Genomic DNA, 12172 nt, shown 5'->3' on the forward strand with positions numbered 1-12172 from the left:
CGACCGATGCGGTGTGGGTCGTGAGGGATTCGCACCCGCGGTGCTTGGCAGGCCTGGAGTTGTGCTGCCGTTCAGCCATGCCAAACAGCTAAGGTGCGCGGGGCTTTCAGCGTCTCACCAAAAAGTTTGAGGGTCAACACGATCACGCCCCGTATTGGCGGACAACGGGGTGCGCACGGCCGGGAAGCGGCGGCGGCGCGACTCTCTCGGGTCCTCGGGACGTGGCGATCATCCTGGCGGGCGGCGCGCCCCATGGCAAGCCGTTTGCCGCAATCACCAGGACGTTTTCGTCGGCGAGGGGCCGCGACGCGGACCGGACGGGCCGAGCGGAGGCGCCGCGGCGGGCTGGATCAGCGGATCGCGAAGCCGTCGTAGCCGCCTCTGGGTGTGTCCCAGATCTCGGTGACTCCATCCACGCGCCCGGGCGTGTCGCCGGCCCGGAGCCAGTCGAGCAGACCCTCGCAGCGGTCGCGGGGACCCTCGGCCACGACCTGGACCCTGCCGTCGCCGAGATTGAGAGCAAAACCACTCAGCCCGCCGATCTCCAGTGCCTTGGCCCGGGTGAACCAGCGGAAACCCACACCTTGGACATGTCCGCGCACCCAGGCGACCAGTCGCACATCCTCGCTCATGGCTGCAACCTAACCGGACAAAGTCACACCGGGCACTCCGGCCCCTGGCGTCATGCGGTACCGTCCCGACCCATGAATCTCATATGAAACTCACTCCTTCGTGTGAGTTTCGTGATCATCCAGTTTCGGTCTGGTCGCGAGACGGGTCGACCGCAAGGACGAGGAAGGCCAGAAACATGGGACGCCACCGACGCTCCGACGCCGGCCGCGCCGCCACGGGCCGCGCCACGGGGGTCACTCACCACGACGGCCCCTACGACGGGGGCGTGGATCTCCTGGGCGAGCGGACGGACGGCCCGCCCACGATGGGGACGGCTCCGTATCTGAACCCGGAGGCCTACGCCGAGACCTACGCGCGCAGCGAGGCGTACCTCTACGCGACGGACGAGTACGCCGCGGACGACGCCGGCGCGTACTCCGCCGCCCACGACTTCACCCGGGGCGGCTTCCCCGACTTCTCCGACGCGGGCTTCCCGACGGTGCAGGACCGGCCCGGCCCCGCCTTCGCCGGTGACGGCTTCCCGGACGACGGCGGCACCGGCCACCGCGACACCTTCACATCCTCCGAGGGGCTCCCCTCCCCCCGCCGCTCGCCCGAGGGCGAGATCGGGCGGCCCGCGAGCGGTCACCGGCGGCGCAAGAAGAAGGCCGCGACACCGGTCCGCACCGGCCTGCTCGGCGTCTCGGCCGCCGTGGCGATCGGCACGGTCGCGGTGGCCACGGGCGCGGTGCCCGGCCTGGAGAACTACAAGCTCGGCGGCGACAGCAGCCCCGGCGAGGAGGTGCAGGCCGGCGACACGGTGACGAGCCTGCCCACCGAGCAGGGCGGCGCGTCCGGCAGCGTGGAGTCGCCCGGCCGGGACGCGGGCGCCCCCGCGAGCCGCGACGGCGAACGCTCCCAGGCCGCCGAGCCGTCCGCGTCGCCCTCCTCCTCCGCCGCTCCGACGAAGACCCCGGAGGAGGACAAGGAGCGGGAGCGGGAGCGGGCGCAGGACGAGGAGAAGCCGCAGGACAAGAAGCCCGCGGCGACTCCGGAGAAGACCGCGGAGAAGGCGCCGTCCCGCAAGGCGACACCCGAGCCGGAGAAGAAGACGAACAACCCCGTGCCCAGTTCCGCGGAGGCCGCGGCCGGGGCGGAGGTGCTCCGGCTGGTCAACGTGGAGCGCGCCAAGGCGGGCTGCACCCCGGTCACCGCCAGCAGCGAGCTGGCCGCGCTGGCCACGGCGTTCAGCGACGACATGGCCAAGCGGGGCTTCTTCGACCACACCGACCCCGACGGCGATACGCCCTGGGACAGGGCCCAGGCGGCCGGCATCAGCAGCCTCGGCGGCGAGAACATAGCCCGGGGCCAGGCCGACGCCGAGGCCGTGATGAAGGCCTGGATGGACAGCCCCGGCCACAAGGCAAACATCCTGAACTGCGACTTCAAGACCCTGGGCGTGGGCGTCCACATGGGCCCGGGCGGCCCCTGGTGGACCCAGAACTTCGGCTACTGAGCACTAACCCTGGGTTAGCGCGAGCTGTTGGTTGGTGTGGGGCTGGCTTAGGCTGGAAGGATGACGTCCACCGAACAGCGGCCGGAGGGGCAGGAGCTTCCCTTCAACGTGTTCGCCAAGGCCTGCCCCTCGCGCGGCACGCTCGAGCACGTGACCGGTCGTTGGGGAGCGCTCACGCTGGGCGCGCTGTACGAGGGCTCGCTCCGGTTCAACGAGCTGCGCCGCCGGGTCGACGGCGTGAGCGAGAAGATGCTGTCCCAAACGCTGCACGCGCTGGAGCGGGACGGTCTGGTGCTGCGGGAGGCCCAGCCGACCAATCCGCCCCGCGTGGACTACGAACTGACCCCGCTGGGCCGCGAAGTGGCCGAGCGGCTGCTGTCCCTCATCCGTTGTGTCGAGGACGGCATGGACGCCGTGCTCCAGGCGCGTGACCGTTACGACGCGACGCGCGGCGCCCGCTGACAGCGCGGGCAGAAGTAGCTGGAGCGGTTCATCCACGCCCGTCGGCGCATCGGCGTGCCGCAGCGGCGGCAGGGCAGGCCCTCACGGCCGTACGCGTCCAGGGAGCGGTCGAAGTAGCCGGACTCGCCGTTGACGTTGACGTAGAGGCTGTCGAAGCTGGTGCCGCCGACGGACAGGGCGGCGTTCATGACGTCCCGGACGTGGCCGAGCAGGAGCAGGGTGCGCGGGCGGGTGAAGCCGGCCGTGGGGCGTTCGTAGTGGATGCGGGCGCGCCACAGCGCCTCGTCGGCGTAGATGTTGCCGACGCCGCTGATCAGTGATTGGTCGAGCAGGGCCCGCTTGATGGTGGTCCGCTTGCGGCGCAGGGCCTGGTGGAAGGTCTCGTCGTCGAAGAGCGGGTCGAGGGGGTCCGGGGCGATGTGCGCGATCACGTCGGGCAGGCCGTCGGGGGTGGTGTCGTGCAGCGAGAGGCCGCCGAAGGTGCGCTGGTCGACGAAGCGGAGCTCGGTCTCCCGGGCGTCGGTGAAGCGGACGCGGACGCGCAGGTGCTTCTCGTCCGGCGCGGTGTGCGGCTGGACCAGCAGCTGCCCGCTCATGCCGAGGTGGGCCAGCACGGCCTGGCCGGTGTCCTCCAGCGGCAGCCAGAGGTACTTGCCGCGGCGGCTGGGCACTCCGACACGGTGGCCCTTGAGCCGGTGCGTGAAGTCGTCCGCGCCGGCGAGATGACGGCGTACCGCGCGCGGGTGGAGCACTTCGGCCTCGGCGACGGTCCGGTGGGCGACCCAGCGCTCGAGTCCGCGCCGTACCACCTCGACCTCGGGCAGCTCGGGCATGGTCTCCCTCCAGGGGCGCCGGGCGCCCGCCCCGGGCCGGGGCGGGCGCTCGGATCGCGCTGTGCGTCAGGCGGAGGCCGACGGGGCGTCGGCGCTCGTGCCGGAGGCGTCGGCCTCGGCGGTCCGGACGGCCTCCTCGGCCTCCGCCGCCGCCTTGGCCCGCTCGTCCGCCGCGGCCCGGATGGACCGCCATGCGGACTCGGCGGCCTGCTGCTCCGCCTCCTTCTTGCTGCGGCCGGTGCCGGTGCCGTACGAGACGCCTCCGACGCGGGCGGCAGCAGTGAAGGTCTTCTCGTGATCCGGTCCGGTCTCCGTGACCAGGTACTCGGGGACACCGAGGCCTTCGGTCGCGGTGAGCTCCTGGAGACTGGTCTTCCAGTCCAGGCCGGCACCGAGATTCGAGGACTTCTCGATCAGGGGGTCGAACAGGCGGTGCACCAGCTCAGCCGCCGAGTCCAGGCCCTGGTCGAGATAGACGGCGCCGATCACCGCTTCGAGGGTGTCGGCGAGGATGGATGCCTTGTCCCGGCCCCCCGTGCCCTCTTCACCCCGGCCGAGCCGGATGAAGGAGCCCAGTTCGAGCCCGCGGCCCACTTCCGCCAGCGCACGCGAGTTGACCACCGCGGCCCGCAGCTTGGCCAGCTGGCCCTCGGGCAGGTCGGGGTGGGTGCGGTACAGCGTGTCCGTGACGACGAGGCCGAGCACGGAGTCCCCGAGGAACTCCAGCCGCTCGTTCGTCGGCAGACCGCCGTTCTCGTACGCGTAGGAACGGTGGGTCAGTGCACGCACCAGAAGGGCGGACTCGACGTGGTAGCCGAGCCGCCCTTCCAGAAGCGTGTGGGACGAGGCCTGGTTGTCCGCAGAGTTTTTCTTCGGCGTGGACACAGTGCCTCTCACCAGCCGCTCAGACCTCGAGGACCTGGCGCTTGTTGTAGGTGCCGCAAGACGGGCACGCGATGTGCTGCTGCTTGGGCTCGTGGCAGCGCTCGCACGCAACCAGGGTGGGGACCGCAGCCTTCCACTGCGACCGGCGGTGGCGCGTGTTGCTGCGCGACATCTTCCGCTTCGGAACAGCCACGGCTACTTCTCCTGCTTCTCGTCGACGCCCGGTTCGGCGCCGCTCATCTCGTCCTTCTCGCCGTCCTTCATGGTGTCGGCGAGTCCCTGCAAAGCCGCCCAACGGATGTCGACGGCATCGTGGTGGTGGTCCGGGTCGTCCGCCAGCCGCGCTCCGCACTGGGAACACAGGCCCGGGCAGTCTTCCTGGCACACCGGCTGCATCGGCAGTGCGAGCACCACCGCATCACGCAGCACCGGCTCGAGGTCGAACAGGCCGTCCTCGAGAAAGAGCCGGTCCTCGTCGTCCTCGGCGTCGTCGCCCGGTTCCGCGGTCACGCGGCCCCGGTCGTCGGCGTCAGGGTACGAGAACAGCTCCTGGAAATCCGCTTCGAGCTGCTGCTCCAGCGGCTCCAGACACCTTACGCACTCCCCCTCGGCCTTGGCACGGCCGGTGCCTGTGACGAGCACACCTTCCATGACCGACTCGAGGCGGAGTTCGAGCTCCACCAGGGCGCCCTCCGGCACTCCGATGACCCCCTTGACACCGAAGTCCTTGGGGGCGTCGACCGTACGGGACAGACGCTGCAGCACACCGGGCCGCCGCCCCAGCTCGTGCGTGTCGAACACGAGGGGGTTGCGGTGGTCGAGGCGGGCGTTCAGGGTCATTCCTGCTTTCGGTCTACGCGCTCAGGGGTACCGCTGCCGTGCGGGATTCCCGGGCAGCTCGGATCACGGGCGTATACGGAGACAGCGCAAGCGCACACGCGACCGAAGAGCCAGGATACTGGACCTTTCGCTCTCGGCCCAATCCGCCCCTACAGGCCCCGCTCGCGCTCGTACGCCTGCAACTGCTCGGGCGTGATCATGCTGGTGTCGAAGAGGCTGGTCTCGTCCAGCGCGTAGCCCTGCTGCGGCTGCTGGGTCTGCTGCGGCTGCTCCATCTGCTGGGCCTGCTGCGGCTGGTTCGGGTCGTACGTCTGCTGCTGGGCGTCGTAGCCCTGGTAGGCGGCGTACGGGTCGGCCTGCTGGTAGCCGTAGGGGTCCTGCGCGCCGGCGTACTGCTGCTGGTAGCCGGCGTAGGGGTCCGGCTGCTGCTGATAGCCGTACGCGGGCTCCGGCTGGGCGTAGGGCTGCTGCGGGGACTGTTCGGGCTGCGGAGGCTGCTGGGGCTGCTGCGGCTGCTGCGGCTGCTGCCGGGCCGGGGCGCCCTGGTCGGCGACCGCCGCGAGGTCGGCGAGGTAGTCGGCGTCGCTGGAGTGCTGGACGGTCGAGGCGTCGTCGGCGAGGGCGCCGAGGTCGTCGGTGGCGATCCTGCCGTGCAGCTTCTGCCGGCCCCGGCCGACCGCGTCCAGCGTCTTGGCGAGGACCGCCTCGAAGGCGCCCAGCTTGGCGTCGACGTACTGGTCGGCGGTGCGGCGCAGGGTCTCCGGGTCGTGACTGCGCTCCGGGGCGTCCTCGTCCTCGTAGCCCTGCTCGTCGAGTCCGGGGCCGGTGCCGAGCAGCTTCTCGCGGCCGCGGCCGACGGAGCCGAGGGTCTTGGTGAGGACGACCTCGAAGTTGGCGAGCTTGGAGTCGACGTAGTCGTCGGCCTCCGCGCGGATCTCCTCGGCCTCCTTGCGGGCCTCGGCGAGGATCCGGTCGGCCTCGGACTGGGAGCGGCGGGCGATCTCGGTGTCGGAGATCAGGGAGCCGCGCTGGGCGTGGGCGCTCTCGATGATCCGCTCGGCCTCCTGGCGGGCCTGCTCGACCATCTGCTCCCGGTCCCCGATCAGCTCCTGGGCCTGGGCGAGGGAGTCGGGCAGCGCCTCGCGCACCTCCTCCAGCAGGGAGAGCAGTTCGGCGCGGTTGACCACGCACGAGGCCGACATGGGCATCGACCGGGCACCGGAGACCGCGGCGACGATCTCGTCGAGCTTCTTCTGCACGTCCACCTGTGCTCGCCACTCTCTACAGCTGTGTTGGAGACGGACGGGACGACTGTACGGCCCCGGGGCGCCCGGTGGACACCGCAGTGGCCCCGCGACAGCGGCGACGGGCCGGGTCAGTCCTTGCGCAGGCGTGCGGTGAGGGCGTCCAGGACCTCCGGCGGCACCAGGTGGGAGACGTCGCCGCCCCAGGCCGCGACCTCCTTGACGAGGGAGGAGGACAGGAAGCTGTAGGTCGGGTTGGTAGGGACGAAGAGGGTCTCCACGCCGGAGAGGCCGTTGTTCATCTGGGCCATCTGCAGTTCGTAGTCGAAGTCGCTGACCGCGCGCAGGCCCTTGACGATGGCGGGGATGTCGCGCTGCTTGCAGAAGTCGACGAGGAGGCCGTGGAAGGCCTCGACACGGACGTTGCCGTACTCGGCGGTGACCCGGCGGATCAGATCGATCCGCTCCTCGATCTCGAACAGCCCTTTCTTGGACTGGTTGATCATCACCGCGACGAAGACCTCGTCGTACAGCCGGGAGGCCCGGGCGATGATGTCGAGGTGTCCATTGGTGATCGGGTCGAACGACCCGGGGCATACGGCGCGGCGCACTGGTGATCCCTCGCTCTCCGGTCCGGTCATCGTGCGTCTTCGCACGTAGAGGCGGCGCGACCGTACCAAAACGTTCCCTCGCCGTAGCGACGGGCCCGGATCGCCTCGAACCCCGGCGGCCAGACGAATTCCCCGCCTCTGGTGCTGCGCTCCACGGTGACGAGGGCGTCCTCCGTGAGCCACCCCTCCGAACGGAGTGTGAGCAGAATCTCGCGAAGATCGTCGTCCACGACGGCGTAGGGCGGGTCGAGGAAGGCGATGTCGTACGGCTGCCGCGGGGGCGCCGTACGGATGATCTGTTCTGCTTTGCCCGATCTGACCTCGGCACCGGGGAGTTGGAGCGACGTCACGTTCTCCCGGACGGTGCGGGCGGCGCGGGCGTCGGCCTCGACGAGCAGGACGTGTCCGGCGCCCCGGGAGAGGGCCTCCAGTCCGACGGCGCCGGAACCGGCGTACAGGTCGAGGACGCGTTCGCCGTCCAGCGGGCCGCCGAGCAGCGACTGCCAGGTGGAGAAGAGGCCTTCGCGCGCCCGGTCGGAGGTCGGGCGGGTCCCCTGTCCGGGCGGAACGGCCAGGCGGCGTCCGCCGGCCGCGCCGGCGATCACGCGGGTCATGTCCTCGGTCCTTGTCGGTGGGTGCGGGTCGGTGGCCGTTCCCAGTCTGTCAGCCCTTTTCCAGGTACTGCTCCCGCTCCTCGTCCAGCAGGGCGTCCAGGGCCGTGCGCAGGGCGGGCAGGCGGGTCAGGTCCGGGTCGGCGGCGACGATCCGCGTCGCCTCCTCCCGGGCCTCGGCGATGATCTCCTCGTCCTCGATGACGGCGAGCATGCGCAGGCTGGAGCGGGTGCCGGACTGGGCCTGGCCCAGTACGTCGCCCTCGCGGCGCTGCTCCAGGTCGATACGGGAGAGCTCGAAGCCGTCGAGGGTGGAGGCCACCGCGTTCAGCCGCTGGCGGGCCGCGCTCGCCTCGGGCATCTCGGTGACCAGCAGGCACAGTCCGGGGGCGGAGCCCCGGCCGACGCGGCCGCGCAGCTGGTGGAGCTGGGAGACGCCGAAGCGGTCGGCGTCCATGATCACCATCGCGGTGGCGTTCGGCACGTTGACACCGACCTCGATCACGGTCGTGGCGACCAGGACGTCGGTCTCGCCGGCGGCGAAGCGGCGCATGACGGCGTCCTTGTCGTCGGGCTGCATGCGCCCGTGCAGGACCTCGACCCCGAGTCCCCGCAGCGGACCCCGGGCGAGCTGGTCGGCGATGTCCAGGACGGCGAGCGGGGGCCGCTTCTCGGCCTCGTCCTCGGGGGACTTCTTCTTCGCGGCGCCCGCGGCGCCCTTGGGGGCGTCCTCCTCGTCGCCGATGCGCGGGCAGACCACGTACGCCTGGTGGCCGTTCGTGACCTCCTCGCGGACCCTTTCCCAGGCGCGGGCGAGGAAGTGCGGCTTGTCGGCGGCCGGTACGACATGGCTGGCGATGGGCGAGCGGCCGGCCGGGAGCTGGTCGAGGACGGAGGTCTCCAGGTCGCCGAAGACCGTCATCGCGACCGTGCGCGGAATGGGCGTGGCGGTCATGACGAGCAGGTGCGGGGGCTGTTTGCCCTTGCCGCGCAGGGCGTCGCGCTGCTCCACACCGAAGCGGTGCTGCTCGTCGACCACGACCAGGCCCAGGTCGTGGAACTGCACCTTGTCCTCGATCAGCGCGTGTGTGCCGATGACGATGCCGGCTTCGCCGGTGGCCAGGTCGAGCAGGGCCTGGCGGCGGGCCGCCGCGCCCATGGAGCCGGTGAGCAGCACCACCTTGGTGGCGTGGTCCGCTCCCCCGAGCATGCCCCCCTCGGCGAGCTCCCCCATCATCTCGGTGACCGACCGGTGGTGCTGCTGGGCGAGCACCTCGGTCGGGGCGAGCATCGCCGCCTGCCCGCCCGCGTCGACGACGGCGAGCATGGCGCGCAGGGCGACGAGCGTCTTTCCGCTGCCGACCTCGCCCTGGAGCAGGCGGTGCATGGGGTGTTCGGTGGCGAGGCCGGCGAAGATCTCCTCGGAGACCTTCCGCTGGCCCTCGGTGAGGGTGAAGGGGAGCCGGGCGTCGAAGGCGGTGAGGAGGCCGTCGGGCCGCGGACGGCGGGCGACGGCGGGCAGTTGGGCGTCGGCGTGCCGGCGGCGGGCGAGGGCGGTCTGCAGGACGAAGGCCTCGTCCCACTTCAGGCGCGCGCGGGCGTCCTCGATGTCGGCCTTGGTGTGCGGTCGGTGGATCTTCAGCAGGGCCTCGGGGAGCGGGACGAGGCCGCGGTCGGCGCGCAGGGAGTCCGGGAGCGGGTCGAGCGCCTCCTGGGCGCTGGGCAGGACCGTCTGGAGCGCCTTGCCGATCTTCCAGGACTCCATCTTCGCGGTGGCGGGGTAGATCGGGATGAGGGCTCCGGCCCAGGTCTCGACCGTCTCCTCGGTGTCGCCGCGCAGCAGTTCGTAGGCGGGGTGGGCCAGTTGCAGACGGCGGTTGAAGACGGAGACCTTGCCGGCGAACATCGCCCGGGTGCCCGGCAGGAGTTCCTTGTGCGGCTTGTGGACGCCGGCGCCGAAGAAGACCAGTCGCAGCCGGCCGCTGCCGTCCGTGATGGTCACCTCCAGGCGCTGGCCCTTGCCGCGCGGGGCCTTGGCGGAGGCGAACGTGTGCAGGCGGGCGTCGGCGACCTGGGCGACCACCGTGACGTGCTCGTCCATGGGCAGGTCGGCGAGGTGGGTGAGCCGGCCGCGCTCCTCGTACCGGCGCGGGTAGTGGTGGAGGAGGTCGCCGACGGTCTGCAGGCCGAGATGCTCGGCCATCACCTTCGCGGTGGCGGGGCCGAGCACCTTCTTCAGTGGTTCGTCCAGTGCGGGCACGGGATCCATTGGACACCACGGCACTGACATCGCGGGACGTGCGGACACGGACGCGTCGGTCCGCGGCGGGTGGTGCGGATCACGCGGGCCGCCGGTGTCGCGCGGGTCACTCGACGCCGATGAGGAGGACGGCGCCCTGTCCGCCGCCGTGGTACACGACCGTGTCGACGGCGAGGTAGCCCTCGCGGACGCGGTTCTCCAGGCGGGCGGCGACGGAGGCCGGGGCGCCGTCGCCGAGGACCAGGGTGACCAGTTCGCCGCCGGCCGCGAGCATGCGGTCGAGGACGGCCTCGGCGGTGGCCGTGACGTCCTGGCCGATCACGGCGACGTCGCCCTCGACCAGGCCGAGGACGTCCCCGGCCTGGCAGATGCCCGCCATGGTCCAGGACTGGCGCTCGGCGACGGTGACCTCGGCGTAGCGGGTCGCGCCCGCCGCCGACGTCATCGACACCACGTCCTCGTCGAAGCGGCGCCCCGGCTCGTGCACGGCGAGCGCGGCGATACCCTGCATGGCCGAGCGGGTCGGGATGAGGGCCACCCTGATGCCCTCGGCCCGCGCCTGTTCGGCCGCCGCGGCGGCGGTGTGGCGCAGGTCCGCGTCGTTCGGCAGCAGCACCACCTCGCGCGCGTGCGCCCGCCGAACGGCCTCGACGAGCTCACCGCTGGCGGGCGGCTCCCCGGGGCGGGCGAGCACCGTGGTCGCGCCCGCCTCGGTGTACAGCCCGGCCAGGCCCTCGCCCGGCACCACGGCGACGACGGCCCGCTCGGCGCGTTCGCCCTGGTCCCGCCCGGCCGCCGCCGACGCGTGGGCGTCCCCGGCGGCGAAGTGGGTGATCCGGATCCGGTACGGCCGGCCGGCCTCGACACCCGCCTCCACGGCGGCGCCCGCGTCGTCGACGTGCACATGGACGTTCCACAGGCCGTCGCCGCCGACCACGACGAGCGAGTCGCCCAGGGCGTCGAGCCGTTCCCGCAGCCGGGCCACGGCCGTGTCGCCGGCCTCCAGGAGGTAGATCACTTCGAAGGCGGGTCCGCCGGTGCCCGGGGGCGCCGCGGCGGCGTCCGCGCACTCGGGTACGGCTCGTGACGTGCCCTCGCGGGCCTCCGCGCGCCTCACCTGGTCACGCGGCGGTTCCCCGGTGAACGTCGCCACCAGGGCCGCGAGCACCGCGAGAAGCCCTCGGCCGCCGGCGTCCACCACCCCCGCCTGCCGGAGGACGGGCAGCCGGTCCGGTGTCTCGGCGAGCGCCGCGCGGGCGCCCTCGTGGGCCGCCCGGGCCACCGCCGCGCAGTCGCCCTCCGCCGCTCCCGCGGCGTCCGCGGCGGCGGAGGCGACGGTCAGGACCGTGCCCTCGACGGGGTGCGCCACCGCCTGGCGCGCGGAGTCGGCCGCCCGGCGCAGGGCGAGCCGCAGCCCCTGGCCGTCGGCGTGGCCCGGGGCCTCGTCACCGGCCAGGACCTGGGCCATGCCGCGCAGCAGCTGCGCGAGGATCGTGCCGGAGTTGCCGCGGGCGCCGATCAGCGCTCCGTGGGCCATCGCCCGCAGCGCGTCGGCCAGGGTCGGGCCGGGTCCGCTGTTCCCGCCGGTGTTCACGCCGGTGTTCCCGCCCGCTTCGTGGCCTTCGAAGACCGCCTCCACCGCCGCGGCCGCCGACTCGACGGTCAGATAGAGGTTCGTCCCGGTGTCGCCGTCCGCCACGGGGTAGACGTTGATCGCGTCGATCTCCTCGCGGGCCCGCCCCAGCGCGTCGAGGGCGAGACCGCACCAGGCACGCACCGCGACAGCATCGAAGAATGTCTGCGGCACCTGCGCCACCTGCGCCTCCCTGAGCTGCCGGCCGTGTCCCGCAGCGTAGACCGTGGGGCCCCGCGCACCGGAAGTGGGCCGCGGGCGGGGCCCTGAGCTGCCGTGGTAGTTTCGTTCTACGGGTGCAGCCGTTGTATGCTGCTCCGGTTGCCCGATCCGATCGGGCCTCTCCCCTGGCAACGCCACTCAGATTCCAACAGGGCTCCCCGAGCCCGGGATCTTGATCCCGGCATGCCGGGATCAACCGTAAGTGCATCTGAAGTCTTTGGAGTGACCCGTGGCTGCCAACTGCGACGTCTGCGGCAAGGGGCCGGGCTTCGGCAACAACATCTCGCACTCGCACCGCCGTACGTCCCGTCGCTGGAACCCGAACATCCAGCGTGTGCGTACCGTGGTCGGCGGGACGCCGAAGCGCGTGAACGCCTGCACCTCGTGCATCAAGGCCGGCAAGGTCTCGCGCTGACGCTTTCGCTGAGCGCGCGGCCACGTAG

The 12172-nt window shown here is 72.0% G+C and carries 13 protein-coding genes; 3 read left to right on the top strand and 10 right to left on the bottom strand.

Going from position 1 to position 12172, the window contains the following annotated elements; translation table 11 throughout:
- Positions 1-350: 350 nt before the first annotated feature.
- On the bottom strand, positions 351-632 hold the full coding sequence (locus tag AC5L3C_RS10285; RefSeq protein ID WP_493648581.1) for an acylphosphatase: 282 nt from the start codon (positions 630-632) through the stop codon (positions 351-353).
- 176 nt (positions 633-808) lie between these two features.
- Here AC5L3C_RS10285 and AC5L3C_RS10290 point away from each other — a divergent pair, with 176 nt between their 5' ends.
- Both AC5L3C_RS10290 and AC5L3C_RS10295 read left to right on the top strand, forming a co-directional pair.
- Positions 809-2128 (top strand): CAP domain-containing protein, encoded by a 1320-nt coding sequence (locus AC5L3C_RS10290; protein WP_493648582.1) that lies wholly within the window; start codon positions 809-811, stop codon positions 2126-2128.
- A 60-nt stretch (positions 2129-2188) separates the two neighbouring features.
- Positions 2189-2590 carry a winged helix-turn-helix transcriptional regulator gene (locus tag AC5L3C_RS10295; protein WP_493648584.1) on the top strand — a complete coding sequence of 134 codons (402 nt, stop codon included), beginning with the start codon at positions 2189-2191 and terminating at the stop codon, positions 2588-2590.
- Here AC5L3C_RS10295 and mutM read toward each other — a convergent pair.
- The 9 genes from mutM to AC5L3C_RS10340 all read right to left on the bottom strand — a co-directional run bounded on the left by mutM (position 2563) and on the right by AC5L3C_RS10340 (position 11690).
- Positions 2563-3423, bottom strand: coding sequence for a bifunctional DNA-formamidopyrimidine glycosylase/DNA-(apurinic or apyrimidinic site) lyase (gene mutM, locus AC5L3C_RS10300; protein ID WP_493648586.1), 861 nt, complete (start codon positions 3421-3423; stop codon positions 2563-2565). The genes AC5L3C_RS10295 and mutM overlap by 28 nt on opposite strands.
- A 66-nt stretch (positions 3424-3489) precedes the next feature.
- Positions 3490-4308 (bottom strand): ribonuclease III, encoded by an 819-nt coding sequence (rnc, locus tag AC5L3C_RS10305; protein WP_125510029.1) that lies wholly within the window; start codon positions 4306-4308, stop codon positions 3490-3492.
- Positions 4309-4327: 19 nt separating this feature from the next.
- On the bottom strand, positions 4328-4501 hold the full coding sequence (rpmF, locus tag AC5L3C_RS10310) for a 50S ribosomal protein L32 (protein WP_003951102.1): 174 nt from the start codon (positions 4499-4501) through the stop codon (positions 4328-4330).
- 2 nt (positions 4502-4503) lie between these two features.
- Positions 4504-5148 carry a YceD family protein gene (locus AC5L3C_RS10315; protein WP_493648587.1) on the bottom strand — a complete coding sequence of 215 codons (645 nt, stop codon included), beginning with the start codon at positions 5146-5148 and terminating at the stop codon, positions 4504-4506.
- A gap of 149 nt (positions 5149-5297) precedes the next feature.
- Entirely contained in the window at positions 5298-6413 is a 1116-nt protein-coding gene (locus tag AC5L3C_RS10320) for a F0F1 ATP synthase subunit B (RefSeq protein WP_493648589.1), read from the bottom strand.
- Positions 6414-6523: 110 nt separating this feature from the next.
- Entirely contained in the window at positions 6524-7003 is a 480-nt protein-coding gene (gene coaD / locus AC5L3C_RS10325; RefSeq protein ID WP_493653812.1) for a pantetheine-phosphate adenylyltransferase, read from the bottom strand.
- Between the two features lie 26 nt (positions 7004-7029).
- Positions 7030-7617 (bottom strand): 16S rRNA (guanine(966)-N(2))-methyltransferase RsmD, encoded by a 588-nt coding sequence (rsmD, locus tag AC5L3C_RS10330; RefSeq protein WP_493648591.1) that lies wholly within the window; start codon positions 7615-7617, stop codon positions 7030-7032.
- Between the two features lie 49 nt (positions 7618-7666).
- Complete coding sequence (recG, locus tag AC5L3C_RS10335; RefSeq protein WP_493648593.1) at positions 7667-9883, bottom strand: ATP-dependent DNA helicase RecG; 2217 nt, start codon at positions 9881-9883, stop codon at positions 7667-7669.
- Positions 9884-9980: 97 nt separating this feature from the next.
- The gene (locus AC5L3C_RS10340; protein ID WP_493648595.1) at positions 9981-11690 is read right to left on the bottom strand and encodes a DAK2 domain-containing protein; all 1710 of its coding nucleotides are present in this window, start codon (positions 11688-11690) and stop codon (positions 9981-9983) included.
- 268 nt (positions 11691-11958) lie between these two features.
- Between AC5L3C_RS10340 and rpmB the strand changes: the two genes are divergently transcribed.
- Positions 11959-12144: a 50S ribosomal protein L28 gene (gene rpmB / locus AC5L3C_RS10345; protein WP_003993230.1), complete on the top strand. Its 186-nt coding sequence runs from the start codon at positions 11959-11961 to the stop codon at positions 12142-12144.
- Positions 12145-12172 lie beyond the last annotated feature (28 nt).

The organism is Streptomyces speibonae (genome assembly GCF_984686075.1).

Excerpts from the sequence above, each read along its gene's own strand:
- AC5L3C_RS10285 (WP_493648581.1), bottom strand. The coding sequence starts at position 632 with ATGAGCGAGGATGTGCGACTGGTCGCCTGGGTGCGCGGACATGTCCAA.
- AC5L3C_RS10290 (WP_493648582.1), top strand. The coding sequence starts at position 809 with ATGGGACGCCACCGACGCTCCGACGCCGGCCGCGCCGCCACGGGCCGC.
- AC5L3C_RS10295 (WP_493648584.1), top strand. The coding sequence starts at position 2,189 with ATGACGTCCACCGAACAGCGGCCGGAGGGGCAGGAGCTTCCCTTCAAC.
- mutM (WP_493648586.1), bottom strand. The coding sequence starts at position 3,423 with ATGCCCGAGCTGCCCGAGGTCGAGGTGGTACGGCGCGGACTCGAGCGC.
- AC5L3C_RS10315 (WP_493648587.1), bottom strand. The coding sequence starts at position 5,148 with ATGACCCTGAACGCCCGCCTCGACCACCGCAACCCCCTCGTGTTCGAC.
- rsmD (WP_493648591.1), bottom strand. The coding sequence starts at position 7,617 with ATGACCCGCGTGATCGCCGGCGCGGCCGGCGGACGCCGCCTGGCCGTT.
- recG (WP_493648593.1), bottom strand. The coding sequence starts at position 9,883 with ATGGATCCCGTGCCCGCACTGGACGAACCACTGAAGAAGGTGCTCGGC.